Source organism: Amycolatopsis sp. NPDC021455, assembly GCF_040640995.1.
Taxonomy (GTDB): Bacteria; Actinomycetota; Actinomycetes; order Mycobacteriales; family Pseudonocardiaceae; genus Amycolatopsis.
The window spans coordinates 24,648-47,127 of record NZ_JBFACT010000008.1 but is presented as its reverse complement, the minus strand read 5'-3'; the positions used below and the strand labels follow the sequence as shown (position 1 = coordinate 47,127).

Annotated in this window: 22 protein-coding genes and 1 pseudogene; 14 read left to right on the top strand and 9 right to left on the bottom strand. The window is 70.9% G+C overall.

Features of this window, described 5'->3' with window-relative positions:
• Positions 1-27: 27 nt before the first annotated feature.
• Complete coding sequence (locus tag AB0G28_RS13510; protein WP_361087584.1) at positions 28-933, top strand: LysR family transcriptional regulator; 906 nt, start codon at positions 28-30, stop codon at positions 931-933.
• Here AB0G28_RS13510 and AB0G28_RS13505 read toward each other — a convergent pair.
• Positions 923-1,528, bottom strand: coding sequence for a TetR/AcrR family transcriptional regulator (locus AB0G28_RS13505; RefSeq protein ID WP_361087580.1), 606 nt, complete (start codon positions 1,526-1,528; stop codon positions 923-925). The two genes, AB0G28_RS13510 and AB0G28_RS13505, sit on opposite strands and share 11 nt — an antisense overlap.
• Positions 1,529-1,587: 59 nt before the next feature.
• On the opposite strand from AB0G28_RS13505, the gene AB0G28_RS13500 reads away from it, so the two are divergent.
• A complete protein-coding gene (locus tag AB0G28_RS13500; RefSeq protein ID WP_361087579.1) occupies positions 1,588-2,229 on the top strand; it encodes a peroxiredoxin-like family protein in 642 nt (213 codons plus the stop codon).
• Here the strand turns inward: AB0G28_RS13500 and AB0G28_RS13495 are convergent.
• Positions 2,216-2,829: pseudogene (locus AB0G28_RS13495) on the bottom strand (DedA family protein). The gene AB0G28_RS13500 and the pseudogene AB0G28_RS13495 sit on opposite strands and share 14 nt — an antisense overlap.
• 130 nt (positions 2,830-2,959) lie before the next feature.
• Here AB0G28_RS13495 and AB0G28_RS13490 point away from each other — a divergent pair.
• Entirely contained in the window at positions 2,960-3,862 is a 903-nt protein-coding gene (locus AB0G28_RS13490; RefSeq protein WP_361087576.1) for an SDR family oxidoreductase, read from the top strand.
• On the opposite strand, the gene AB0G28_RS13485 is transcribed toward AB0G28_RS13490, so the two are convergent.
• Together AB0G28_RS13485 and leuA are read right to left on the bottom strand one after the other, a co-directional pair.
• The gene (locus AB0G28_RS13485; protein ID WP_361087573.1) at positions 3,853-4,830 is read right to left on the bottom strand and encodes a YafY family protein; all 978 of its coding nucleotides are present in this window, start codon (positions 4,828-4,830) and stop codon (positions 3,853-3,855) included. The genes AB0G28_RS13490 and AB0G28_RS13485 overlap by 10 nt on opposite strands.
• The gene (gene leuA / locus AB0G28_RS13480; RefSeq protein ID WP_361087571.1) at positions 4,827-6,587 is read right to left on the bottom strand and encodes a 2-isopropylmalate synthase; all 1,761 of its coding nucleotides are present in this window, start codon (positions 6,585-6,587) and stop codon (positions 4,827-4,829) included. The genes AB0G28_RS13485 and leuA overlap by 4 nt, the downstream gene beginning before the upstream one ends.
• A 273-nt stretch (positions 6,588-6,860) precedes the next feature.
• On the opposite strand from leuA, the gene AB0G28_RS13475 reads away from it, so the two are divergent.
• Positions 6,861-7,226 (top strand): hypothetical protein, encoded by a 366-nt coding sequence (locus tag AB0G28_RS13475; protein WP_361087568.1) that lies wholly within the window; start codon positions 6,861-6,863, stop codon positions 7,224-7,226.
• A 63-nt stretch (positions 7,227-7,289) separates the two neighbouring features.
• Here AB0G28_RS13475 and AB0G28_RS13470 read toward each other — a convergent pair whose 3' ends face one another.
• Positions 7,290-7,880 (bottom strand): nitroreductase family protein, encoded by a 591-nt coding sequence (locus tag AB0G28_RS13470; protein WP_361087565.1) that lies wholly within the window; start codon positions 7,878-7,880, stop codon positions 7,290-7,292.
• A 228-nt stretch (positions 7,881-8,108) separates the two neighbouring features.
• Here AB0G28_RS13470 and AB0G28_RS13465 point away from each other — a divergent pair, with 228 nt between their 5' ends.
• Together AB0G28_RS13465 and AB0G28_RS13460 are read left to right on the top strand one after the other, a co-directional pair.
• Positions 8,109-9,374: an aspartate kinase gene (locus AB0G28_RS13465; RefSeq protein WP_361087562.1), complete on the top strand. Its 1,266-nt coding sequence runs from the start codon at positions 8,109-8,111 to the stop codon at positions 9,372-9,374.
• A complete protein-coding gene (locus AB0G28_RS13460) occupies positions 9,374-10,414 on the top strand; it encodes an aspartate-semialdehyde dehydrogenase (protein ID WP_361087559.1) in 1,041 nt (346 codons plus the stop codon). The genes AB0G28_RS13465 and AB0G28_RS13460 overlap by 1 nt, the downstream gene beginning before the upstream one ends.
• Before the next feature lie 52 nt (positions 10,415-10,466).
• Here the strand turns inward: AB0G28_RS13460 and AB0G28_RS13455 are convergent, their stop codons facing one another.
• Both AB0G28_RS13455 and AB0G28_RS13450 read right to left on the bottom strand, forming a co-directional pair.
• A complete protein-coding gene (locus tag AB0G28_RS13455) occupies positions 10,467-11,564 on the bottom strand; it encodes a DUF4034 domain-containing protein (protein ID WP_361087556.1) in 1,098 nt (365 codons plus the stop codon).
• Between the two features lie 9 nt (positions 11,565-11,573).
• Positions 11,574-13,055, bottom strand: a complete 1,482-nt coding sequence (locus AB0G28_RS13450) for a M48 family metallopeptidase (protein WP_361087553.1) — start codon at positions 13,053-13,055, stop codon at positions 11,574-11,576.
• Positions 13,056-13,400: 345 nt separating this feature from the next.
• Between AB0G28_RS13450 and AB0G28_RS13445 the strand changes: the two genes are divergently transcribed.
• Together AB0G28_RS13445 and AB0G28_RS13440 are read left to right on the top strand one after the other, a co-directional pair.
• On the top strand, positions 13,401-14,591 hold the full coding sequence (locus tag AB0G28_RS13445; protein WP_361087550.1) for an RtcB family protein: 1,191 nt from the start codon (positions 13,401-13,403) through the stop codon (positions 14,589-14,591).
• A 16-nt stretch (positions 14,592-14,607) separates the two neighbouring features.
• Entirely contained in the window at positions 14,608-14,988 is a 381-nt protein-coding gene (locus tag AB0G28_RS13440; protein ID WP_361087547.1) for a hypothetical protein, read from the top strand.
• 126 nt (positions 14,989-15,114) lie between these two features.
• Here the strand turns inward: AB0G28_RS13440 and AB0G28_RS13435 are convergent, their stop codons facing one another.
• Positions 15,115-16,311: an MFS transporter gene (locus AB0G28_RS13435; RefSeq protein WP_361088005.1), complete on the bottom strand. Its 1,197-nt coding sequence runs from the start codon at positions 16,309-16,311 to the stop codon at positions 15,115-15,117.
• A 125-nt stretch (positions 16,312-16,436) separates the two neighbouring features.
• On the opposite strand from AB0G28_RS13435, the gene AB0G28_RS13430 reads away from it, so the two are divergent.
• The 3 genes from AB0G28_RS13430 (at position 16,437) to AB0G28_RS13420 (ending at position 19,461) form a co-directional block, all read left to right on the top strand.
• The gene (locus AB0G28_RS13430) at positions 16,437-17,963 is read left to right on the top strand and encodes a DHA2 family efflux MFS transporter permease subunit (RefSeq protein WP_361087544.1); all 1,527 of its coding nucleotides are present in this window, start codon (positions 16,437-16,439) and stop codon (positions 17,961-17,963) included.
• On the top strand, positions 17,944-18,543 hold the full coding sequence (locus tag AB0G28_RS13425; protein WP_361087541.1) for a TetR family transcriptional regulator: 600 nt from the start codon (positions 17,944-17,946) through the stop codon (positions 18,541-18,543). Before AB0G28_RS13430 ends, AB0G28_RS13425 begins: the two co-directional genes overlap by 20 nt.
• A gap of 393 nt (positions 18,544-18,936) precedes the next feature.
• Positions 18,937-19,461 carry a hypothetical protein gene (locus AB0G28_RS13420; protein WP_361087538.1) on the top strand — a complete coding sequence of 175 codons (525 nt, stop codon included), beginning with the start codon at positions 18,937-18,939 and terminating at the stop codon, positions 19,459-19,461.
• Between the two features lie 153 nt (positions 19,462-19,614).
• Here AB0G28_RS13420 and AB0G28_RS13415 read toward each other — a convergent pair whose 3' ends face one another.
• Positions 19,615-20,667, bottom strand: coding sequence for an alpha/beta hydrolase (locus AB0G28_RS13415; protein WP_361087535.1), 1,053 nt, complete (start codon positions 20,665-20,667; stop codon positions 19,615-19,617).
• Positions 20,668-20,794: 127 nt separating this feature from the next.
• Here AB0G28_RS13415 and AB0G28_RS13410 point away from each other — a divergent pair, with 127 nt between their 5' ends.
• The 3 genes from AB0G28_RS13410 (at position 20,795) to AB0G28_RS13400 (ending at position 22,446) form a co-directional block, all read left to right on the top strand.
• Complete coding sequence (locus tag AB0G28_RS13410; RefSeq protein WP_361087533.1) at positions 20,795-21,367, top strand: NADPH-dependent FMN reductase; 573 nt, start codon at positions 20,795-20,797, stop codon at positions 21,365-21,367.
• A 135-nt stretch (positions 21,368-21,502) separates the two neighbouring features.
• Entirely contained in the window at positions 21,503-21,925 is a 423-nt protein-coding gene (locus tag AB0G28_RS13405) for an organic hydroperoxide resistance protein (RefSeq protein WP_361087530.1), read from the top strand.
• 44 nt (positions 21,926-21,969) lie between these two features.
• Positions 21,970-22,446, top strand: coding sequence for a DNA starvation/stationary phase protection protein (locus AB0G28_RS13400; protein WP_361087527.1), 477 nt, complete (start codon positions 21,970-21,972; stop codon positions 22,444-22,446).
• Positions 22,447-22,480 lie beyond the last annotated feature (34 nt).

The window sequence follows — 22,480 nt, the reverse complement described above, 5'->3', positions numbered from 1 at the left end:
AGTGGAACTTCACGGTAGGCTGACGCCGTGGATCTGGGTCGCCTGCGCACGCTCCGGGAATTCGCCGACCGCGGGAGCGTGACGGCGGCCGCGCGGGCGCTGCACTGCACGCCGTCGGCGGTTTCGCAGCAGCTGCGTGCGCTGCAGGGCGAGGTCGGCCTGCCGCTCACCGAACCGGCGGGGCGGGGACTGCGGCTGACCGACGCCGGTCGCGCGCTCGTCGCCCGGGCCGACGAGGTGCTCGCCGCGCTCGAGCGGGCCGAGTCCGAGCTGGACACCTACCGCAGCGCGCCGCGCGGGCGGGTGCGGATCGCGATCTTCCAGTCGGCCGGGCTGATGCTGCTGCCCGGGCTGCTGACCCGCGTCGCCGGGTACGACGGCCTGGAGGTCGACGTCCGCGATGTCGACATGACGCCTGCCGAGGTGCCCGGCCTGGTCGCGGACTACGACGTCGTCGTGGCGCACCGCGACGAGCACGCGCCGGAGTTCGATTCGGGACGCCTCGACGTCGTCCCGCTGCTGAGGGAACCCCTCGACGTCGCGCTGCCGGCCGGTCATCGGCTCGCCGGTCACCGCCGCGTCGAGCTCGCCGAGCTCGCGGACGAACGCTGGATCAGCGTCGACTTCGGCTTCCCGGTGGACGACGTGCTGCGCTCCCTGACGATCCGCACCGGCGTGCGGCCGGTCGTGGTGCAGCGGATCAACGACTTCCGGATCACCGAGCGGCTGGTCGCCGCCGGCCACGGGATCGCGCTGCTGCCGCGGTACACAATGGACACCCGGCGCGATAGTGGCCTGGTCGGCCGGCCATTGGCGGGGATCCGCGCGGCCCGGCTCATCGAGGCCGTCTGCCGCACAGGCGCACTGCAGCGCCCGGCCGTCGCCAAGGTGATCGACGAACTGCGCGCGGAGGTCGCCCAGCTCACGGCCTGAAGCTGTGGAGGTGCGTCAGGGCGATGCGCAGGGCGTCCTCGAGGGCCGTGATGTCGTGCCGGATGTGGGCCAGCAGCAGTCCACCTTGGACGGACGTCATCGCGGCCTGGGCGAGCCGCGCCGGATCGGCGTCGGGTGCGAGTTCTCCCTTGTCCCGCAACGTGATCAGGCCCTGCTCGAGGTGCGACTCCCACTTTCGATAAGCCTGGTCGACCAGCGGCGCGAGCTTCGGGTTGTCGCCCACCTCTCCGGCGAGGTTGCCCAGCGGGCAGGCGATCGGGCCGCCCGCCCGGCGGTGGACGTCCAGGAGCTGCTCGGTCCACGTCTCGAAGTCGGCCCAGGAGCTCAGCTCGAAGATCGCGGGCTGGTTGCCGAGGATCTGCTCGAGGTAGCGGTCGATCACGGCCGCGACCAGCTGCTCCTTGTTCTTGAAGTAGTGGTACATCTGCGATTTTCCGGCGCCGCTCTTGGCGAGCACCTTGTCGACGCTCGTGCCCGCGACGCCGTCGAAGTACATCAGCTGGGCCGCCGCGTCGACGATCGCGTCGCGGGTCCGCTTGCCGCGCGGGGTCGTGGCCGCCGCTTGCGCCTCCATGTACCGAATAGTACAGTCGGCCGCACTGTACCGATCAGTACAACGAGTTTGGGGGATTCATGACGCTCAACGACGCCCTGACCGACTTCCGGACCCAGGGCATGAAGGTGTGGCCCGCCGACCTGGTGGCCACGCTCACGAAGCATCCGCAGGACCTGGTCGAACTGGCGAAGTCGGCGAAGTTCGCCGCCATCGGCACGACCGCCGACGACTTCACGTTGCCGGATGCCGACGGCACCGCCGTCAGCCTCGGCGACCTGACCGCCGCCGGCCCGGCCGTCCTGGTCTTCTACCGCGGGCAGTGGTGCCCGTACTGCAACCTGACGCTGCGGACGTACCAGGTCGAAGTGGTTCCCGAGCTGGGGAAGTACGGGGCTCGCCTGGCCGCGATCAGCCCGCAGCTGCCGGACGGCTCGGCGGCCGTGAAGGAGGCAGGCGAGCTGGGCTTCCCGGTGCTCTCGGACGTCGGCAACGTCGTCGCCCGCGCGTTCGGGCTGACGTTCACCGTCGATGAGGACGTGCGTCCGACCATGGTCAAGATCGGTGCCGACCTCGACCGGCACAACGGCGGCTGGGAACTGGCCCACCCGTCGGTCGTGGTGGTCGGCCGCGACCGGGTGATCCGGTTCGTCGACGTCCACCCGGACTACACGACACGGACCGAACCCGCGGAAATCCTCGACGCCGTCAAATCGCTCTAGCGCTGCGGCGAACGCTGTAGGTGATCACCGAGCCCAGGATCAGCGCCACGCCGAGGGAGAGCAGCAGGCTGATCCCGGGTTCGGTGACCATCCGGCCGCCCGCGTAGCCGAGGAAGGCCACGTAGGACGTCCAGAGTGTGACGCCGACGGCCGACGCGGGGAAGAACTCCGCCATCGGCCACCGGAGTGATCCGGCGAGGAGGGCGCCGATCGTCCCGCCCTTACACCCTCTTTCGGGGGTCCGGGTGGCGGAGCCCCCGGCCCGGGGCGGAGCCCCGGATGACACGGCAACCAGCGGGCGACCACCAGCACCGGCCGGGGATGGCGCTGCAGCCGCCCGTCGAGCCAGCCGAGCCCGGCGGCGAAACTCTTCCGCCGGCTCAGCCGGTCCAGCGCCGCCCGGCCACCGAACCGGCCGAGGGCGTAGAGCGCCTGGTCGGACACCAGGCACCCGGCACTCGCCACGGCGATCACCAGTGCCAGCGACGTCCCGCCCTGTGCCGCCGCGATGCCCATGCCGAGGAGGGTCACCTCGGTGGGCAGCAGCGGCACCAGCGAGACGACGAACAGCAGCACCAGTCCCGCCGTCGATCCGTCCACACTTCCATTAACCGCCCGCTCGCCGCGAAGCACTCCCGATCACCGGGTTCTCACAGCAACCCGACAGCTCGTCCACAGACTCGGCGAAACCATGCCAGGAGTTGTCATGGTTCGCCGTGACGCTGGGCGCATGGACACACTTTCCGGAAAAGTCGCCCTGGTGGCGGGCGGGACGCGCGGCGCGAGCCGGGCGATCGCCGTCGAACTGGGCCGTGCGGGCGCCTTCGTGTACGTGACCGGCCGCACCACCCGCGCCGGACGGTCCGAAGTGGACCGTCCCGAGACGATCGAGGAGACCGCCGAGCTGATCGAGAAGGCAGGCGGCCAGGCGGAGGCGATCCGCGTCGACCACCTGGTACCGGACGAGGTCGAGGCGCTGGCCAAGCGGATCGATCACCTCGACGTCCTGATCGACGGCCTGTGGGGCGGCGACAAGCACCTCGGCTGGGCCAAGCCGGTGTGGGAGCACGACCTGGACGCGGGCCTGCGCATGATCCGCCTCGGCATCGACGCGCACCTGATCACGAGCCACTTCCTGCTGCCGTTGCTGATCAAGCGCCCGGGCGGCCTGGTCGTCGAGCTGACCGACGGCACGGCCGAGTACAACGCGAAGTACCGCGAAGGCACTTCGCTGCCGTTCTACCTCGCGAAGGCGTCGGCGCACCTGCTGGCCATCGGCGAGGCCGCGGAGCTGGCTTCCTTCGGGGCGACCGCGGTCGCGTTCACGCCGGGGTACCTGCGCTCGGAGGCGATGCTGGAGGGCTACGGGGTGACGGAAGCCAACTGGCGCGACGCGTGCGAGCGCGTCCCCCTCTGGGAACTGTCGGAGACGCCGACGTTCTGCGGGCGCACGGTGGCGGCGCTGGCCGCGGACCCGGACCGGCACCGGTGGTCCGGGCGGACGGTGAGCAGTGGCCGGCTGGCGAGGGAGTACGGCGTGGACGACGTCGACGGCAGCCGTCCGGACAGCTGGCGGTACATAACGGAGGTCGTCGATGCCGGCAAGCCCGCGGACACCACGGGCTACCGCTGAGCGTTGCGGGTGGCGACTTCCGCGCCGATCGCGGCCAGCGCCGCTCGCAGCTCCGGCGGCTCCAGCACCTCGACCCCCGGGCTCAACGCCACCAGCTGGCCGAGGCCGATCTCGTCGTCTTCCAGGGCGAGTTCGGCCTCGGCCCAGCCCTGCTCGTCCGGCGTTCCCAGCGACACCACCGTGTCCGCCACGTGCTCGCTTCCGAACACGCGGCGCAACTCGCGGACGGCGACGCGGTGCAGCCGGGCCTTCACCCGCAACGGCCGCGCCACCTGCTCGAACGTCGCCGAAGACGCACTCCACCAACGCGCCAGGTCGAAGTCCGGCGGCCGCTCGAACGCGGAGCCGAGCTGGGCCACCGAGAGGATCCGCGAGACGCGGTAGGTCCGCAGCGCGTCGTCCGGCACCACCCGCGCCACGAGGTACCAGACGCCCGCCTTCAGCACGAGCCCCAGTGGCTCCAGCTCCCGCGAGGCGACCTTGTCGCGGCGGCGATAGCTGACGGAGAGCCGCCGTTGGGCCCAAACCGCCTGGACCACCGTGGCCAGTGCCGGCGGTTCGTCGGCGCTGCCGAACCAGCCCGGCGCGTCGAGGTGGAACCGTCCCGCCACCAAAGCCGCGTGTTCCCGCAGCTCAGCGGGCATTCCCGCCGACACCTTCGCCCGCGCCGCGCTGCCCGCCGTGTCCAGGCCGAGCCCCGCGAGCGCGTCCGGCACCCCGAGCGCGAAGAGCGCGACGGCCTCACGCGCGGTGAGGCCGTCGAGCCCGGAGCGCCAGCCGTCGACCAGGCGGAAGCCGCCGTGGCGGCCCTGCTCTGTCCACAGTGGAACGCCCGCGTCGCGCAGCGCCGCCAGGTCGCGGTGCATCGTGCGCTCGGAAACGCCCAGTTCCGACGCGAGTTCGGCGGCGGTCGCGCTGCGTCGCCGTTGCAGCGTGAACAGCAGCGCGACCAACCGCTCCGCTTTCACCGGTTGGCGCGGTTCACCGCCGAGACGACCGCGCGCAGCGACGCCGTGACGATCGACGCGTCGATGCCGATGCCCCAGAACACCCGGTCCGAGATCGCGCACTCGATGTACGACGCGGCTCGCGCGTCGTCGCCAGGCGAGAGCGTGTGCTCGCTGTAGTCCAGGAGCCGCAGGTCGTAACCGACCGTCGACAGCGCGTCGAAGAACGCCGCGATCGGGCCGTTGCCGCGGCCGGTGATCTCGTGCTCGTCACCCTCCACGCGGACGGTCGCGGTGATGTCGTACTCGCCGTCGCCGTTGTCGCGGACGTGCTGGCGGACCAGCTCCAGCGGCGTCTTCAGCTCCAGGTACTCGGCCGCGAACGCGTTGTACATCGTCGTCGGGTCGACCTCGCCGCCCTCGGAGTCGGTGTAGCGCTGGATGACCTTCGAGAACTCGATCTGCAGGCGGCGCGGCAGGTCGAGCTGGTGCTCGGCCTTCATGATGTAGGCGACGCCGCCCTTGCCGGACTGCGAGTTCACCCGGATCACGGCCTCGTACGTGCGGCCGACGTCCTTCGGGTCGATCGGCAGGTACGGGACCTCCCACGGGTACTCGTCGACCGGTACGCCGGCCTTGTCGGCGGCGTCCTTCAGCGCGTCGAGACCCTTGTTGATCGCGTCCTGGTGGCTGCCGGAGAACGCGGTGAACACCAGGTCGCCGCCCCACGGCGAGCGCTCGCCGACCGGCAGCTGGTTGCAGTACTCGACCGTCCGCTTGATCTCGTCCATGTCGGAGAAGTCGATCTGCGGGTCGATGCCCTGGCTGTAGAGGTTCATGCCCAGCGCGACCAGGTCGACGTTGCCGGTGCGCTCGCCGTTGCCGAACAGGCAGCCCTCGATGCGGTCGGCGCCGGCCTGGTAGCCCAGCTCGGCGGCGGCGATGCCGGTGCCGCGGTCGTTGTGCGGGTGCAGCGAGAGGATCACCGAGTCGCGGCGGCCCAGGTTGCGGCTCATCCACTCGATCGAGTCGGCGTAGACGTTCGGGGTGGCCATCTCGACGGTCGCCGGCAGGTTCAGGATCACCGGCTTCTCGGGCGTCGGCTGCCAGATGTCGGTGACGGCGTTGCAGACCTCGAGCGCGTAGGACAGCTCGGTGCCGGTGTAGGACTCCGGCGAGTACTGGAACCGGAAGTCCGTGTCGGGGTGCTTCGCGGCCAGGTCGACGACCATTTCGGCGCCCTGGGTCGCGATCTTCTTGATGCCCTCGCGCTCCTCGCGGAAGACCACGCGGCGCTGCAGGATCGACGTCGAGTTGTAGATGTGGACGATCGCCCGCGGCGCGCCGTCCAGGGCCTGGAAGGTGCGCTCGATCAGCTCCGGGCGGCACTGGGTCAGCACCTGGATGCTGACGTCGTCCGGGATGGCGCCTTCGTCGATGATCTCGCGGACGAAGTCGAAGTCCGTCTGGGACGCGGCCGGGAAGCCGACCTCGATCTCCTTGTAGCCCATGCGGACGAGCAGGTCGAAGAACTTGCGCTTGCGCGCGGGCGACATCGGGTCGATCAGGGCCTGGTTGCCGTCACGCAGGTCGACGGCGCACCACAGCGGCGCGCGCTCGATGCGCTTCTCGGGCCAGGTGCGGTCCGGCAGGTCGATGTTCTCGACCAGGTCGTACCAGGGGCGGTAGCGGTGGACCGGCATGGACGTGCCGCGCTGGGTGTTCCAGGCGGGCTGGCCGGCGGGCGCGGGACGAGAGGGCTTGCGGATCTTGCTCATGGGAATGGGGGTGTCTCCAGATCGACGGGTGCGACCGGCACCACGAAGCCCCGCGACGGGGAGCCGGTCCGGTCAGGCCCCGTCGCGGCAGCGAAGCAGGAGAGCACGCGCCACGACCCCACCATAGCCACGGAACGCGGCGTGAGGGAAGCCGGGCCGCAATGTAACCGTGTCCATCCATGCCCCCACCGCCGCCCTCAACGGAGGCGTTGCGTTCCCCAGAACGGTTACCTGCGGGTAGCAATCGGGGTGGTCCCGTGCGAAACTGCGGGCATGGGTGAGCACGCTGAGTCGTCGGAGGAGACGCGAGTCTCCCGTCGCGCCGCCGTCGACTGGCGCCGGACCGGGAGCAGGGTGGCCTCGCTGGCGGCGTCGATCGTCCGCTGGATCGGCCTGGTCTTCGCCGCGCTGCTGGTGATCCACGTGATCTTCACGGTCGGCTCGGCCAACCCGGACAACGGCATCGTCTCGTTCGTCAAGTCCTGGGCGGACAGCCTGGCCCTCGGCTTCAGCGACCTGTTCACGCCGAGTGACGAAAAGCTGCGCGTCCTGGTCAACTACGGCATCGCGGCGATCTTCTGGCTCGTGGTGTCCGGGATCCTCGCCAAGGTCATCCGCCGCGTCGGTGGAGCCTCCTGACGTCAATGTCCGTGAAGGCCTCCTTACCGGCCATAAGAGCCGGTAAGGAGGCCTTCACGGACTTCAGAGCGCGGGCTTGCCCCACTGATCCGTGAACGCGAACTCCTCCAGCGGCAGCCGCACCCGCTCGGCCTTCTCGCGCTCGATCCGCCAGTCATCCTCCAGGACGTCGGGTGCGGCCGGGGAGCCGACCGCGATCGCCACCTTCGGGACCGCGTCGGACGGCAGGGCGAAGGCCTCCCGCACCGCGTCCGGCGAGAAGCCCGCCATCTGGTGCGCGATCAACCCCAGCTCCACCGCCTGCAGCACGAGGTTCTCCGACGCCAGCCCCAGCCCGTACTCGGCGTACGGCACCGGACCCTTCTCGTTCGTCGTCACCATCACGCCGATCAGCAGCAGGCTCGCCCGGTGCGCCCACGCCTGGTTGCCCGAGTTCAGCGTGCCCAGGATCGCGTCGAACGCCGGCGTTCCCCGGACGCCGACCAGGTAGCGGGCCGGCTGGGTGTTGCCGAACGACGGCGCCCAGCGGGCCGCCTCCAGCAGCGCCCGCACCTGCTCCGGGGTGACCGACGCGGAAGAGTCGTACGCCCGCGGGCTCCACCGTTCCGCCATCAGGGTCGCGATCGGGACGCTCGTCACAGCTGGCTTTCGCACGCCGCCGAGACTACCCACGAGTGCTGTGCGTCACTCGGGAGGAAGGGCTCCGCGCATTTCGTTGGTGTTGCGGAAGATTTACTTCCAAGACACCCGGCGAGGGAGTCCGCCCCACGTCAACAGGGTGGCGGGCCGCCTCAGCCCCGGTAGGCTCCTGGTCAAATCATGGGACGCGGGGGCTCTCCGGTGCCCACCAGGGAGCCGCCCGGCCCGCGAGGAGGTTCGGGCGTGGCCCTCGTGGTCCAGAAGTACGGCGGATCGTCGCTGGAAAGTGCCGACCGGATCAAGCGCGTGGCGGAGCGGATCGTCGCGACGAAGAAGGCGGGCAACGACGTCGTCGTCGTCTGCTCGGCGATGGGTGACACCACCGACGAGCTGCTCGACCTGGCGCAGCAGGTCAACCCGGCACCGCCGGAGCGGGAGATGGACATGCTGCTCACCGCCGGTGAGCGCATCTCGAACTCGCTGGTCGCCATGGCCATCGCGGCCCTGGGTGCCGAGGCGTGGTCGTTCACCGGCTCGCAAGCCGGGGTCGTGACGACGTCCGTGCACGGCAACGCGCGGATCATCGACGTCACCCCGAGCCGGGTCACCGAGGCCCTCGAGCAGGGGTACATCGCGCTCGTCGCCGGCTTCCAGGGCGTCGCGCAGGACACCAAGGACATCACCACGCTGGGCCGCGGCGGCTCGGACACCACCGCCGTCGCGCTCGCCGCCGCGCTGAACGCCGACGTCTGCGAGATCTACTCCGATGTGGACGGTGTGTACACGGCCGACCCGCGGGTGGTGCCGGACGCGCGCAAGCTCGACACCGTCACCTACGAGGAAATGCTCGAGCTCGCCGCGAGCGGGTCGAAGATCCTCCACCTGCGTTCGGTCGAGTACGCGCGACGCTACGGCGTCCCGATCCGAGTCCGCTCTTCCTACAGTGACAAGCCGGGCACGACGGTGACCGGTTCTATCGAGGAGATCCCCGTGGAACAAGCCCTGATCACCGGTGTGGCGCACGACCGCTCCGAAGCCAAGATCACGGTCACCGGGGTGCCGGACCACACCGGTGCCGCGGCCCGGATCTTCCGCGTGATCGCCGACGCCGAGATCGACATCGACATGGTGCTGCAGAACGTGTCCAGCACGGTCTCCGGCCGCACCGACATCACGTTCACGCTGTCGAAGGCCAACGGCGCCAAGGCGGTCAAGGAGCTGGAGAAGGTCAAGGCGGAGATCGGCTTCGAGTCGGTCCTCTACGACGACCACGTCGGCAAGGTGTCGCTGGTCGGCGCCGGGATGCGCTCGCACCCGGGTGTCACGGCGACGTTCTGCGAGGCGCTGGCCGAGGCCGGCGTGAACATCGAAATCATCAACACCTCGGAAATCCGGATCTCGGTGCTGATCCGGGACGCGCAGCTGGACGACGCCGTGCGCGCGATCCACGACGCGTTCGAGCTGGGCGGGGACGAGGAAGCTGTGGTCTACGCGGGGAGTGGTCGCTGATGGTGGACGGGCTGCGGGTCGGAGTGGTCGGCGCGACCGGCCAGGTCGGCGCGGTAATGCGCAAGCTGCTGGCGGAGCGGGAGTTCCCGGTCGCCGAGCTCCGGTACTTCGCTTCGGCTCGCTCGGCGGGGTCGAAGCTTCCCTGGCGGGACACCGAAATCACGGTCGAGGACGCGGAAACCGCGGATCCGTCCGGTTTGGACATCGCGCTGTTCTCCGCGGGTGGGGCGACGTCGAAGGCGCAGGCGCCGCGGTTCGCCGCGGCCGGTGCCACGGTGATCGACAACTCCTCGGCGTTCCGGATGGACCCGGACGTGCCGCTGGTGGTCAGCGAGGTCAACCCCGAGGCCGTCAAGGAAGCGCGCAAGGGGATCATCGCCAACCCCAACTGCACCACCATGGCCGTGATGCCGGTGCTGAAGCCGCTGCACGACGAGGCCGGGCTGGTCCGGCTGGTCGCGTCGACGTACCAGGCGGTTTCCGGCAGCGGCCTGGCCGGCGTGGACGAGCTGGCCGGTCAGGTGAAGGCGGCCGCCGAGCACGCGGCGCTGCTGACCCACGACGGCGCGGCGATCGACTTCCCCAAGCCGGAGAAGTACGTCCGCCCGATCGCGTTCAACGTCCTGCCGATGGCCGGGTCCATTGTGGACGACGGCGAGCTGGAGACGGACGAGGAGAAGAAGTTCCGCAACGAGAGCCGCAAGATCCTGAGCATCCCCGGCCTCGGTGTGTCGTGCACCTGCGTGCGTGTGCCGGTGTTCTCGGGGCACTCGATCTCGGTGAACGCGGAGTTCGAGCGGCCGCTGTCGGTCGAGCGCGCGACGGAGCTGCTGACGCACGCGGCCGGTGTCGAGCTGTCGGAGGTCCCGACTCCGCTGCAGGCGGCGGGCAACGACCCGAGCTACGTCGGCCGCATCCGGGTCGACCAGGGTGTCGACGGCGGTCGCGGGCTGGCGCTGTTCGTCTCGAACGACAACCTGCGCAAGGGCGCGGCGCTCAACGCCGTCCAGATCGCGGAGCTGGTGGCGCAGCAGCTCTGACGACCACGCCGAAGGCCCCTCACCGAGTCGCGGTGAGGGGCCTTCGCGCGCTTCACGGCCGGGTCGCGCCGTAGCAGGCCAGGTAGCGCGTCTTCAGGAACTCGCGTTCCGGGCGGCCGCGGTAGGCCCAGACGGACGCGTCCGCGTGCACGCCGAGCACCCTGAACTGCTCGACGGCCTCGTCGCAGCGGTCGTTCGCCACCAGCGCCTTCGCCGCGTACGCGCGGTCGCGGAGGTTCGCCGGGTGGTCCCGGCCTTCGCCGTCCAGCCAGGGCAGGACGACGTCCAGGGCGCGCCTGGTCCGGTCGCTCTTCCAGGCCTCGACGCCCTTGTCCTCCGCTTCGTGCGCGGCGACGAGGGCCAGGCCGGCGAGCTTCGGCGCCTTCTCGAGGGCCTCGTCGGCGAACGCGAACATCTGCTCGTGCGAGCCGAACCACTTGGCGCACCAGTACTGCAGTGCCTGCTCGTGGGCGGGCCGGTGGAGCGGGTCGCGGGCCACCAGCTCGGCCCAGACCGCGCGGAAGTCGTCGTTCTCGTACTGGCGGCCCCGGGCGACGGTGAGCATGGTGCACCACGGGGTCGGGTCCTCGGGTGCGGCTTCGGTCGCGGCGCGCGTCGCGGCTTCGGCGTCCTCGAGCACCCGGAAGAACCCCGCCCACTGCTCTTCGGAGACGTGCTCGGGGGTGTACGACGAGCGGATCTGCCAGGCCAGCGCGACCAGGCCCTGGGCGTTGACGGCGGCGGCGTCCGCACTGCCGGACGCCTGCCACGCCTTCAGCGGCCCGTCGTCGTCCGCGGCGGCGTCCCCGAGCTGCTGCACGGCGAAGGCCCGGCGGTCCCAGCCGGTGCCGAGGTCGGTGAGCAGCGCGGCCGCCGGCTGCCAGTCACCGGCGCGGTAGGCCGCGACGGCTTCGGCGACGCGGGCGTCGGCGACGAACTTCGCCGCCGTCACCTCCTTGTCCGGCGGGAGACCCCACAGCGCGACGTCCGGCATCTCGACCTTCGGCTTGTCGTCCTGGGGGACGTACTGCGCGAGCTCCTCCGGGGAGAGCGTCTTCGCGTAGTCCTCGACGCTCATCCCGCGGGCCCTCGCGGCCTTCACCAGCGCGATGGCGGCCTTGCGCCGCTTGGAATTGAACAACGACAGCACAGTTTCTCCTCAAGAACGGACGGGCAGCGCGCCGGCGGCGGTCAGCAGGCGGCGCAGCGGCGCGGTGTCGTGTTCGGCCGACGCGGCGTCGAGGGCCGGGGCCAGCTCGCTGCCGTACGGCTCGTCGACGACGAATTCGGGCGGGCCGGACCAGGACACCTTCCAGTGCGCCACCTCGGCTTCCGCCAGGTACGCCTCGACCACAGTGGACAGTCGCTCGCGGACCGAGGGGGCGGCGAACTCGCGCCGGGCGCGGGGACCGGCCGACGCCGGCGGATCGAGCTCCGGGTCGGCCAGCTCGACGGCGCGGCCGGCGTCGATGCGGTCGAGGGCCTGCGCCAGCGTCCCACCGGGCCCCAGGATCTGGGCCGCGGTGCGCGTGACGGAGTGCCGGACGCCGAGGTCCACCAGCCGGTCCCAGCCGATGCGCCGCTTGGCCTTCGCCTTGTCCGAAAAGTCGGAAGCCATCGCCGTCTCCAGCGTCGTGGCCGCGTCACGGAGGATTTCGCTCGCCGGGTGACCGCCGTCCGGGCGACCCGGGATCTCCGGAAGTGCCTCGAGTGCCGCGATCCGCTCGGCCGTCGGCGGGTGCGTGTCGTAGCGGGAAATCTCCTCCGCCGGCGGGTGCTGCCGGACGCGGCCGAACTCCTCGGCGCGTGCTTCGTCGGCGAGCAGCGACTGGAAGCCGCCGGCCAGCCGGTCGGGCAGGTAGCCGGCGTCCCAGCCGATCGGGACATAGCGGTCGAAATAGAAGTTCCAGGCGACGTCGAGGACTTCGATCTCGCGCAGCGCGCTGGTCATCGCCGAGGTGCCGGCGACGCGGGCCGCGGCGGCGTCGGCGGCGAGCTCCTGGCGGCGGCAGACCGCGGCGGAGACCGCGAAGTACAGCTTCGCGTAGAGCACGAACAGCTTGCGGACCAGGCCTTCGAACCAGCCGTCGCCGCCGAGGCCGATCAGTGCGCGCTCGATCGACCGGCGGCCGCGGTAGGTCAGCCCGGCCAGCCGGGTGTCGTTGTTGCCGTAGTGGCCGAGTTCGTGTCCGAGCAGGGCGCACAGCTGGTCGTGCCGCAGCCCGGCGAGCAGCTGCGCGCCGATGAACATCTCGCGCCGCCGCACGCGCAGGCCGAGCCACCCGGTCCGCTCGCGCACCCCGGCGTTGACCTCGCTGACCAGCGTGATCGTGTCCGGCGGCCGGGTGCCGACCGCGGCGGCCAGCTCCTCGACGAGCGCCCACAGCGCCGGCTCGTCCGCCCGCGTCACCGGCACGCCGCTCCCGGCGTCCCCCCGCGTCCGCTCGATCGCGAACAGGGCCTTGAGCAGCGCGTACGACACCGGCACCGCGACGATGCCGAGCTTGATCGCCAGGATGCCGGAGTGGTGGACGAAGAAGAAGTACTCGGCCACGGCCAGGCCGCCGACGACCAGGAACACGAGAGCCGGGAACCCGGCCAGCAGGGCGACGGCGACGAGCGCGCGCCACGAAGTCTTCACGATGGATCGATCCTCCCCAAGCCGCCCCTCCCCGGACGGTCGGCTCATTGTGCACGAAGGATCGATCCGGCGGATTTCTTTTTGCTCACGAAGAAATCGCGTCCCAGCCAAGGCAACGCCGCGGCTCCGGCAAAGCCGTCCGCCGGGGACGGGTTCGCGATGTCCTGAACGACTCGTTCCTGTCGTCGGGCGTCTTGAACGAGTCGTTCAGGACATCGGACCATCGCTGAGAGCCCACCACCCCGAAGCCCGATGTCCTCCACAGTGGACGATCGGAAATCGCCTTGTCCGATCCGATCCCACGGGGGATCCTGGGCCCCGCAAGCACTTCAAGGGGAGGAAACCATGTACACCGCTGTCGACGGCGCCCGCGTGCCGATCCGGATGTGGGCGGACCCCGCGTCGGTCGAGGACCAGGCCATGCGGCAGCTGCACAACGTCGCGAACCTGCCGTGGGTGCACGGCGTCGCCGTGATGCCCGACGTGCACTACGGCAAGGGCGCGACCGTCGGCAGCGTCATCGCCATGCGCGACGCCGTTTCGCCGGCCGCCGTCGGGGTCGACATCGGCTGCGGGATGAGCGCCGTCCGGACGTCGCTCACCGCGAGCGATCTGCCGGACGACCTCGGCAAGCTGCGCCGGCGCGTCGAGTCGGCCGTGCCGGTCGGGTTCGGGCTGCACAAGACGCCGGTGAACCCGGCCAAGGTGCACGGCGTCGGCGGCTGGGACGCGTTCTGGCAGGGCTTCGGCGAGCTGCACCCCGGCGTCCAGGAGCTGCACGACCGCGCCGCGCGGCAGATCGGCAGCCTCGGCGGCGGCAACCACTTCATCGAGATCTGCCTCGAGCAGGGCGGTGCCGACGAGGGCCGGGTCTGGATCATGCTGCACTCGGGTTCGCGCAACATCGGCAAGGAGCTGGCCGAGCGGCACATGGCCGTCGCGCGCAAGCTGCCGCACAACGCCGACCTGCCCGACCGGGACCTCGCGGTGTTCGTCGCGGGCACGCCGGAGATGGCGGCGTACCGGCGCGACCTGTTCTGGGCGCAGGACTACGCGGCGCGCAACCGCGCCACGATGGTCGCGCTGGTGAAGCAGGCGGTCCGGGACGAGCTTCCGCAGGTCACCTACGACGACGCGATCTCCTGCCACCACAACTACGTCGCCGAGGAGACCTACGACGGCGTCGAGCTGCTCGTCACCCGGAAGGGTGCGATCCGGGCGGGCTCGGGTGACCTCGGGATCATCCCCGGCAGCATGGGGACGGGTTCGTACATCGTCCGCGGCCTGGGCAACGACTCGTCGTTCCAGTCGGCTTCGCACGGCGCGGGCCGCCGGATGTCGCGGACCAGGGCGAAGAAGCTGTTCACCGCCGACGACCTCGCGGCGCAGACGGCGGGCGTCGAGTGCCGCAAGGACTCCGGCGTGGTCGACGAGATCCCGGCGGCGTACAAGGACATCGATTCGGTGATTCGCGCGCAGACGGACCTGGTCGAGGTGGTGGCGCACCTCAAGCAGGTGGTCTGCGTCAAGGGCTGAGCGGTACCTTGGCCGGATGACGAGGGGTGGAACGACGGCCGCGCTGCTGGCCGCGGCGGCTCTGCTGCTGAGCGGCTGTGACCAGGTCGGCAGCGCGGTCGACCAGGGGAGCAAGACGGCGGACAAGGTCGGCACGTGCGCGGAGGCGCTCGGCCTGGCCGACCTGAACCCGCTGGTCGACCCGGCGAAGTTCAAGGCGCGAGCCGAGGACAAGGAGCGGCGGCTGCGCGAGCTGGCGGGGAACGTCCAGGACCAGGACGTCAAGAACGCGCTGCTCGGCATGGCCGATTCGTACGTCGAGGTGCAGAAGGAACGCATCGAGGACGCGGGCGTCGTGGCCAAGTGGGTGCAGCGCAACGTCAAGAAGCTCGACGCTTTGCGCGCGGCCTGCGGCTAGCGACCTGATCCCCAAGCGCCCCAATGTGGCGTTGGTTGCGTTGGACGCACCCAATGTGGCGTTCGGTGCGTCAGACGCACCGAACGCCACATTGGGGCGCATGAGCCGGCCCGGGACGCGAGCCCGCTAGCTGCGGCTGTCGGCCAGGGCCGGTTCCGGGGCGGGGGCCGGTGAGCGGCGGCGCAGCAGGCCGGCCGCCGCCAGGACCAGGCCGCCCAGTCCCGCCGCCGCGAAACCCCACGCCGGGCTCGAGTGGTCTATCGCGAAGCCGACCACCGGGCCGCCCAGGGCCAGGCCCAGCCGGGTCGAGGCGTCCTGCAACCCCATCGCCTCGCCGCGGACCTGCGGCGGCGCTATCCGGCTGACCGTCTCCGTCGTCGCCGCCAGGGTCGGGGCGCAGACCAGGTTCGTCGGGATCAGCACCAGCATCAGCAGCCACCACGGGTGGTCGGCCAGCCCGACCGGCACCACCAGCAACGCCAGCAGCAACATCAGCACGCCCTGGGGCAGCGACCGCCGCACCGCGCCGTGCACGATGCCGCCGAGGATCGAGGCCGCGCACATCACCGCGATGACCAGCCCCGTCACCTCGAGGTCGCCGTTCGCGCGCAGGGCCGCCAGCGTCGCCAGCTCGGTGCCGACCAGCACGAACAACGCGCCGGCGGCGATCAGCAGCGTGGCCACCAGCCGTCCGGTGAGCCAGCTGCGCAGCCGTGGCCGGGCGCCGGCCGGCTCCGGCTCGGCCACCTCCTCGCGGAGCGGCGGGTCGACCAGCCAGATGAGGAACGCCGTGCCGCCGAACAGCACGCCGAGCGCGGTGAGCGTCCAGGTCGGGGAGAACGCCGTGATCGCCGCGATGCCCGCCGCCGGGCCGATCATGAACGTCGCCTCGATCGAGATGGTGTCGAGCGAATACGCCGCCCGGCGCTCCGACAGCGGTACCAGCGCCGCCAGGACCTGCCGGGCCAGCGAGCCCGCCGGCACCGAAAGCATCCCCGCCGGAACCGCGACCGCGGCGAGCGCCGGGTACGGCAGGTGCGGTGCGGCGGCCCAGAACACCGTCGTCCCGATACCGCAGACCGCGACCACCGGGCGCAGCCCGTACCGGTCCAGGCAACGGCCGAGCAGCGGCGCGCCGGCCGCCATCCCGAGCGTGACACCGGCGCCGACCAGCCCGGCGGCGCCGTAGCCGCGGCCGAGCCCGGTGACGATGTACAGCGTCATCAGCACGCCGTTCATGGTCATCGGCAGCCGCGCCAGGAACATCAGAGCCATCGTCGACGGGACGCGGGGGACGGAGAGGACCCGGCGGTACGGCTGCATCGACACGCCTTCGATGAGAACCCAAGGTGGTACGCGCGTGCAACTCGTTTACGTGCTCAACCCCTGGCGTCCGGAGATTTTGAGAGCTACTCTCATTTGGTAGTCACTATCAATTGGGGGTCGCTATGACTCAACCACATCCCCGCAGGTGGTGGGCACTCGGCGCGCTCGCGGTGAGCTTGCTGACCGTCGGCCTCGACCTGACCGTGCTCAACGTCGCCGTGCCGACGCTGGCCGTCGACCTCGGCGCCACGACCACGCAGCTGCAGTGGTTCGGCAACGCCTACACGCTGGCGCTGGCCGCCCTGCTGCTGCCGGCCGGCCTGCTCGGCGACCGGTTCGGCCCGAAGAAACTGCTGCTCGGCGCCCTCCTGGTGTTCGGGCTGGCTTCGCTGGGGTGCGCCTACGCCGGTTCACCGGGGCAGCTCATCGCCGCCCGCGTCGTGCTCGGTGCCGGCGCCGCGTTCCTCATCCCGCTGTCGCTCTCGCTGCTGAACATCCTGTTCCCGCCGGAGGAGCGGGCGAAGGCGCTGACGACGTGGGTGATGGCGATGTTCCTCGGCATCCCGCTCGGTCCGCTGCTCGGCGGCTGGCTGCTGGACCACTTCGCGTGGGGCTCGGTGTTCCTGGTCAACGTCCCGCTGACCGTGGTCGGCGTGGTCGCGGTGCTGTTCCTCGTGCCGCTCACCCGGGGCTCCGGCCAGGGCGGGATCGACTTCGCCGGCATCGCGCTCTCGGCGGCCGGGCTGGTCGCGCTGACCTACGGTTTCGTCCACGCCGGCGAGCACGGCTGGGCCGACCCGGTGACGTACGGCCTGATCGCGCTGGGCGCCGCGCTCGTGGCGGTGTTCTGCTGGACCCAGACGCGGGTGGCCGCGCCGCTCACCGACCTGGCGTTGTTCCGCGAACCACGGTTCGTCTGGGGCGCGGTGCTGGCCACGATGGCGTCCTTCGCGCTGATGGGCCTGTTGTTCGTGCTCCCGCAGCTGTTCCAGGCGGTCCAGGGCGCCGACGCGCTGCAGACCGGCGTGCGGCTGCTGCCGCTGATCGGCGGGATGCTGGTGGCGGCGAAGATCGCCGAGCGGCTGGTCGCGGTGCTCGGCGTCCGCGTGGTCGTCACCGGCGGGTTCGTGCTGCTCGCGGCCGGGCTGGCCTGGGGTTCGACGACCTCGCCGTCGGACGGCTACGGCGCCACCGCCGGCTGGGAGACCGTCATCGGCCTCGGCACCGGCTGCACGCTGCCGCCGCTGATGACCATGGCGATGGGCGCGCTCACCGAGGGCCGGTCGGGGGCGGGTTCGGCGCTGATCCAGGTGCTGCGCCAGGTCGGCGGCACCATCGGCGTCGCGGTGCTGGGGACCGTGCTGAACGGCGTCTACCGCGACGGCGTCGCCGTCGGCGGTCTGCCCGGGCCGGTGGCCGACGCGGTGCGCGGCAGCGCGTCCGGTGCGGTCGCCGTCGCGGAGAAGCTGCACCTGCCCGCACTGGCGGAGTCCGCGCGAGTCGCGTTCACCGACGGTATGGCCGCGACGCTGTGGGTGTGCGCCGGTCTCGGCGTGGCCGCCGCCGTGCTGGCGCTGCTGTTCCTGCCCGGGCGGGAAGCCGCGGGAGTGCAGCCGCGAGAATCGGAGCATGACGTCGTCGCCATCTGAGCCGCAGGGACTGCGCGAACGGAAGAAGGCCAGGACGCGTGCCGCGATCCAGCGGCACGCGTTGCGGCTGTTCCACGAGCAGGGCTACAGCGCGACGACGGTGGAGCAGATCGCGGCCGCGGCGGAGATCTCGCCCAGCACCTTCTTCCGGTACTTCCCGACGAAGGAGGCGACCGTCCTCTACGACCCGTTCGACCCGGTGCTCATCGAAGCCGCGCTGGCCCAGCCGGCCGAGCTCGGCCCGACCGCCGCGCTGCGGGCGACCGCGGACGCCATCCGCACGCAGATCCCGCCCGAAGACTGGGAGCGGGAACGCGAGCGGCAGGTGCTGGTGTTCCGGGAGCCGGAGCTGCGCACCGCCGTGATGGACAAGTTCGCCGAGGGGATCGACCTGCTGGCCGGGATGGCCGCGCGGCGCACCGGGCGGGCCGTGGACGACTTCGAGGTCCGCAACTGGGCGGGGGCGGTGGTCGGCGTCGTCATGGCCGCGTTCGCCGGTGCCGCGGCGGATCCCGAGGCCGACACCCTGGTGATCCTCGACCAGGCGCTGGCTCACCTGGACGCGGGGCTGCCGCTCTGACCGGAGACGGGAATTGATTTCGCATTTCCGCCTCCACCTCGGGGAGAACCGTGTGGGTGGCGATGCGAGCGTGGGGGACGCCCCATCTGGAGCAGTCGTGACACGCGGTCCGACGGAGTGATGAAGCTAAATGATCACCGTTTACACTCGCGTGAGTGACCGCGCTGCTCCATAGTGGACCCAGGCTACCAGTAGTGATCCTCGGAATCGGTCATGATGATCTTCAGGGGGACGGGCAAGGTTTCGCCGTTAATCAATTGCGGTTCAGTTCCCTTCATTCGCATCCGGCACGTAAGGGTTAGAAAACGTCTCTAACCGGTGATCGGGTGGCTTATCTCCGACACGGGGGGTATCGATTTATCCCGTCAGGTCTCCCGAGGCAGGAGGTTAGGAATGAAAGGCAAGATCGGTCGATCCATCGCCATGGTGGCCGCAGGCAGTCTGCTCGCGGTCGCGACGGCGGGGATCGCGTCGGCCAGCCCCGAGGGGGGCAAGGGTTCCTCCAGCACCCAGGCCCTCGCCGCCCAAGTGCTCCAGATGCGTGACGACCTGACCAAGGTGGCCTACGCGAGCAACGTCGGCGCCACCCGTGCGGACCTGGGGCAGCTGAGCCCGGTGCTCGCGGACATCGCGGCCGGGAAGCGCTACACGGTCCAGACCGACACCGAGCAGCTGGCCGGCCTGGCCAAGGGCCGGGCCGACGAGTCCGCCCGGCTGCTGGCCAACCCGACGGCGAAGCCGCGCCAGCTGCCGCCGTTGCCGCTGCCGCCGATCCCGGACCTGCCCGGTCCGCTGAAGATCGTCAGCGACCTCCTGAAGGCCCTGCTGGGTGCCCTCACCGGCATCCTGAGCGGTCTGCTCGGCTCGCTGCCGGTGCCGCCGCTGCCGCTGCCACCGCTGCCGGTGCCAGGGTCGTAGCCACCGAAAACAGGGGGGCCCGGAGCCCGGCCGCGGACATTTCTCCGCGCCGGGCTCCGGGTTCGTCCCGTTCCGGGGGTTGTGATGTCCTGAACGACTCGTTCAGGACATCCGACGACCTGAACGAGTCGTTCAGGACATCCGGCGGCGGCGTCAGTCCCGTTTGGACAGACCCTGCCGGAGCGCGCCGGCCATCTCGGCCAGGGCCTCGCGGAAGCGGGTGCCGACGCCGGTGAAGTTGATGAACCCGTGGATCAGGTCGTCGTGGCGGCGGAGAGCGACGTCGACGCCCGCTTCGCGCAGCTTCTGGGCGTACGCCTCGCCCTCGTCGCGCAACGGGTCGAACCCGGCCGTGACGACCAGGGCCGGCGGCAGGCCGCTCAGGTCGTCCGCGTGCAGCGGTGACAGCCGCGGGTCGGTCAGGTCGGTGCCTTCGGGCACGTAGTGGCCTTCGAACCACTTCATGTGCACGTCGGTCAGGAACAGGTCCTCGGCGAACAGGTCCTGCGAGCGGTAGCGCCGCGCGAAGTCCGTCGCCGGGTAGATCAGCAGCTGGAACGCCGGGGCCGGGCCGCCGCGCCGCACGGCCTGCTGGGCGGTGACGGCGGCGAGGTTGCCGCCCGCGCTGTCCCCGCCGACGGCGATCCGGGCCGGGTCGGCCCCGAGGTCGCCCGCCTTGGCCACCGCGTATTCGAACGCCGCCAGCGCGTCTTCCGTCGCCGCCGGGAACGGGAACTCCGGGGCCAGCCGGTACTCGATCGACAGCACCCGCACCCCGGCGTGCTTGGCCAGGAACCGGACGGCGTTGTCGTGGCTCGCGCGGGTGCCGATCACCCAGCCGCCGCCGTGGAAGAACACCAGCAGCGGCGACTTCTCGGGTAGCCCGACCGGCGTGTACAGCGTCGCAGGCAGGTCGCCATCCGGAGTCGGCACGGCGATTTCCCGTACCGACACCGGTTCGATCGGCTTGCCGCTGACCAGGTGCCTGCCCTGGTCGAGCAGCGCGCGCGACTTCTCGACCGAGCCGCGCACGAGCTCGGCGCGGGCGATCTTCTGGAGCCGGAGCAGCAGCTGGGCGTCGAGCGCGAGGTCCTGGCCGTCGATGCGGACCGGGCGGCCCGCGACCGCGCGCCGCACCGGCGTGGGCAGCCAGAACGCGAGCTGGGACGCGGCCGCCTGGACACGGGTCGGGAGCGGGATCGCCATGGTTCCTCCTGGAGCGTCGGGGCCGCCCAGGACGTTACTTGCCAGTAGGTAACAGGTCCAGCTGTGACCGGGACCTCGGTCCCAGAGTCTGGTCCTCCAGTTAAGTAGAGGGGTTAGCCTGGAAAACGTGACTTCAGCCAGGACGGTGAACGTGCTCGGGATCGGCGGCTCTCTGCGCGAGGGCTCGCAGTCCGAACGCGCGTTGCAGATCGCGCTCGACGGCGCGGCCGAAATCGGCGTCCGGACCCGGCTGATCCCCGGCCCGGAGCTGGTGCTGCCGTTCTACGACGCCGGCGTGCCCGAGCGCGACGAGCGCGCGACGCGGCTCGTCGAGGCCATCCGGCAGGCGGACGGGCTCATCGTCGTCTCGCCCGGCTACCACGGCGCGCTGTCCGGCCTGGTCAAGAACGCCCTCGACTACGTCGAAGACCTCCGCCAGGACACCCGTCCCTACCTCGACGGCCGCGCGGTCGGCCTCGCCGCCGTCGCGTACGGCTGGCAGGCCGCGGTCACCACGCTCGAACAGCTGCGCACGATCACGCACGCGCTACGCGGCTGGGCCACCCCGCTCGGCGGTTCCATCAACTCGGCCGAGACCAAGTTCGACGAGGCCGGCGGCGCGTCGGACGAGAAGAGCGTCCGCACCCTTCGCCTGATCGGGCGGCAGGTCGCGGAATTCGCGGTGACGCGTACCGCATGAGGTTTTGCCCGGGGGGCGCCGGGTAAATAAAACGACGTGATGCCTGCCATGTGGGGGCACCGTTCCGGTACTACGGGATGTTGTGCCCAGTGAGACGTCCGCTGTGGGGCGTCCGGAACCGAAGGCAGGCTGAGCATGGGTCAGGCGCTTTACACCGCGGTGGCGACGGCACGCGGCGACGGCCGCAACGGCGAAGTGACGTCCTCCGACGGCGTCATCGACGAGTCGCTGGCCATCCCGAAGGAGATGGGCGGCCCGGGTGGCGACAAGACCAACCCCGAGCAGCTCTTCGCCGCCGGTTACTCGGCCTGCTTCCACAGCGCCCTGCAGCTGGTGGCCCGCCAGGCCAAGGTGCCGCTGAACGGCTCGACGGTGACCGCGGAGGTCAGCGTGCTCAAGCAGGAGGTCGGGTTCGGCCTCGGCGTCGCGCTGAAGGTGTCGCTGCCGGGTCTCGACCAGGCCCAGGCCGACCAGCTCGTCGAGCAGGCCCACCAGGTGTGCCCGTACTCGAACGCGACCCGCGGGAACATCGAGGTCGCGCTCTCCGCCGCCGTCTGACCCGCCGCGTCCGGTCCGAACCAGTCCGAGGAAGGGATGTCCAGATGAGCAAGTCTCCGATCAAGAGCCCGCTGTCCGAGGCCGACAAGGAGATCACCGGCAACGCCCTGCAGGCGACGCTGGTCGACCTGGTCGACCTCTCCCTCATCGCCAAGCAGGCGCACTGGAACGTCGTCGGCTCGAACTTCCGCAGCGCGCACCTGCAGCTCGACGAGCTGGTCAACACCGCGCGCCAGTACGTCGACGAGGTCGCGGAACGGGCGAACGCCATCGGCGTCTCGCCGAACGGCAAGGCGAAGACCGTCGTCGAGAGCTCGGGCGTGCCCGAGTACCCGGACAACTGGCAGTCGGTCGAGTCCACGGTCGCCGCGATCGTCGACATCCTCGCGGCGCTCATCGAGCGGCTCCGCCAGCGCATCGACGAGACCGACAAGAGCGACCTGGTGACGCAGGACCTGCTGATCGAGATCACCCGGGCGCTGGAAGAGGCGCACTGGATGTGGCAGGCCCAGCAGGCCTGACATTTCGCCACGAACGGGCCCTTCCGGCACGGAA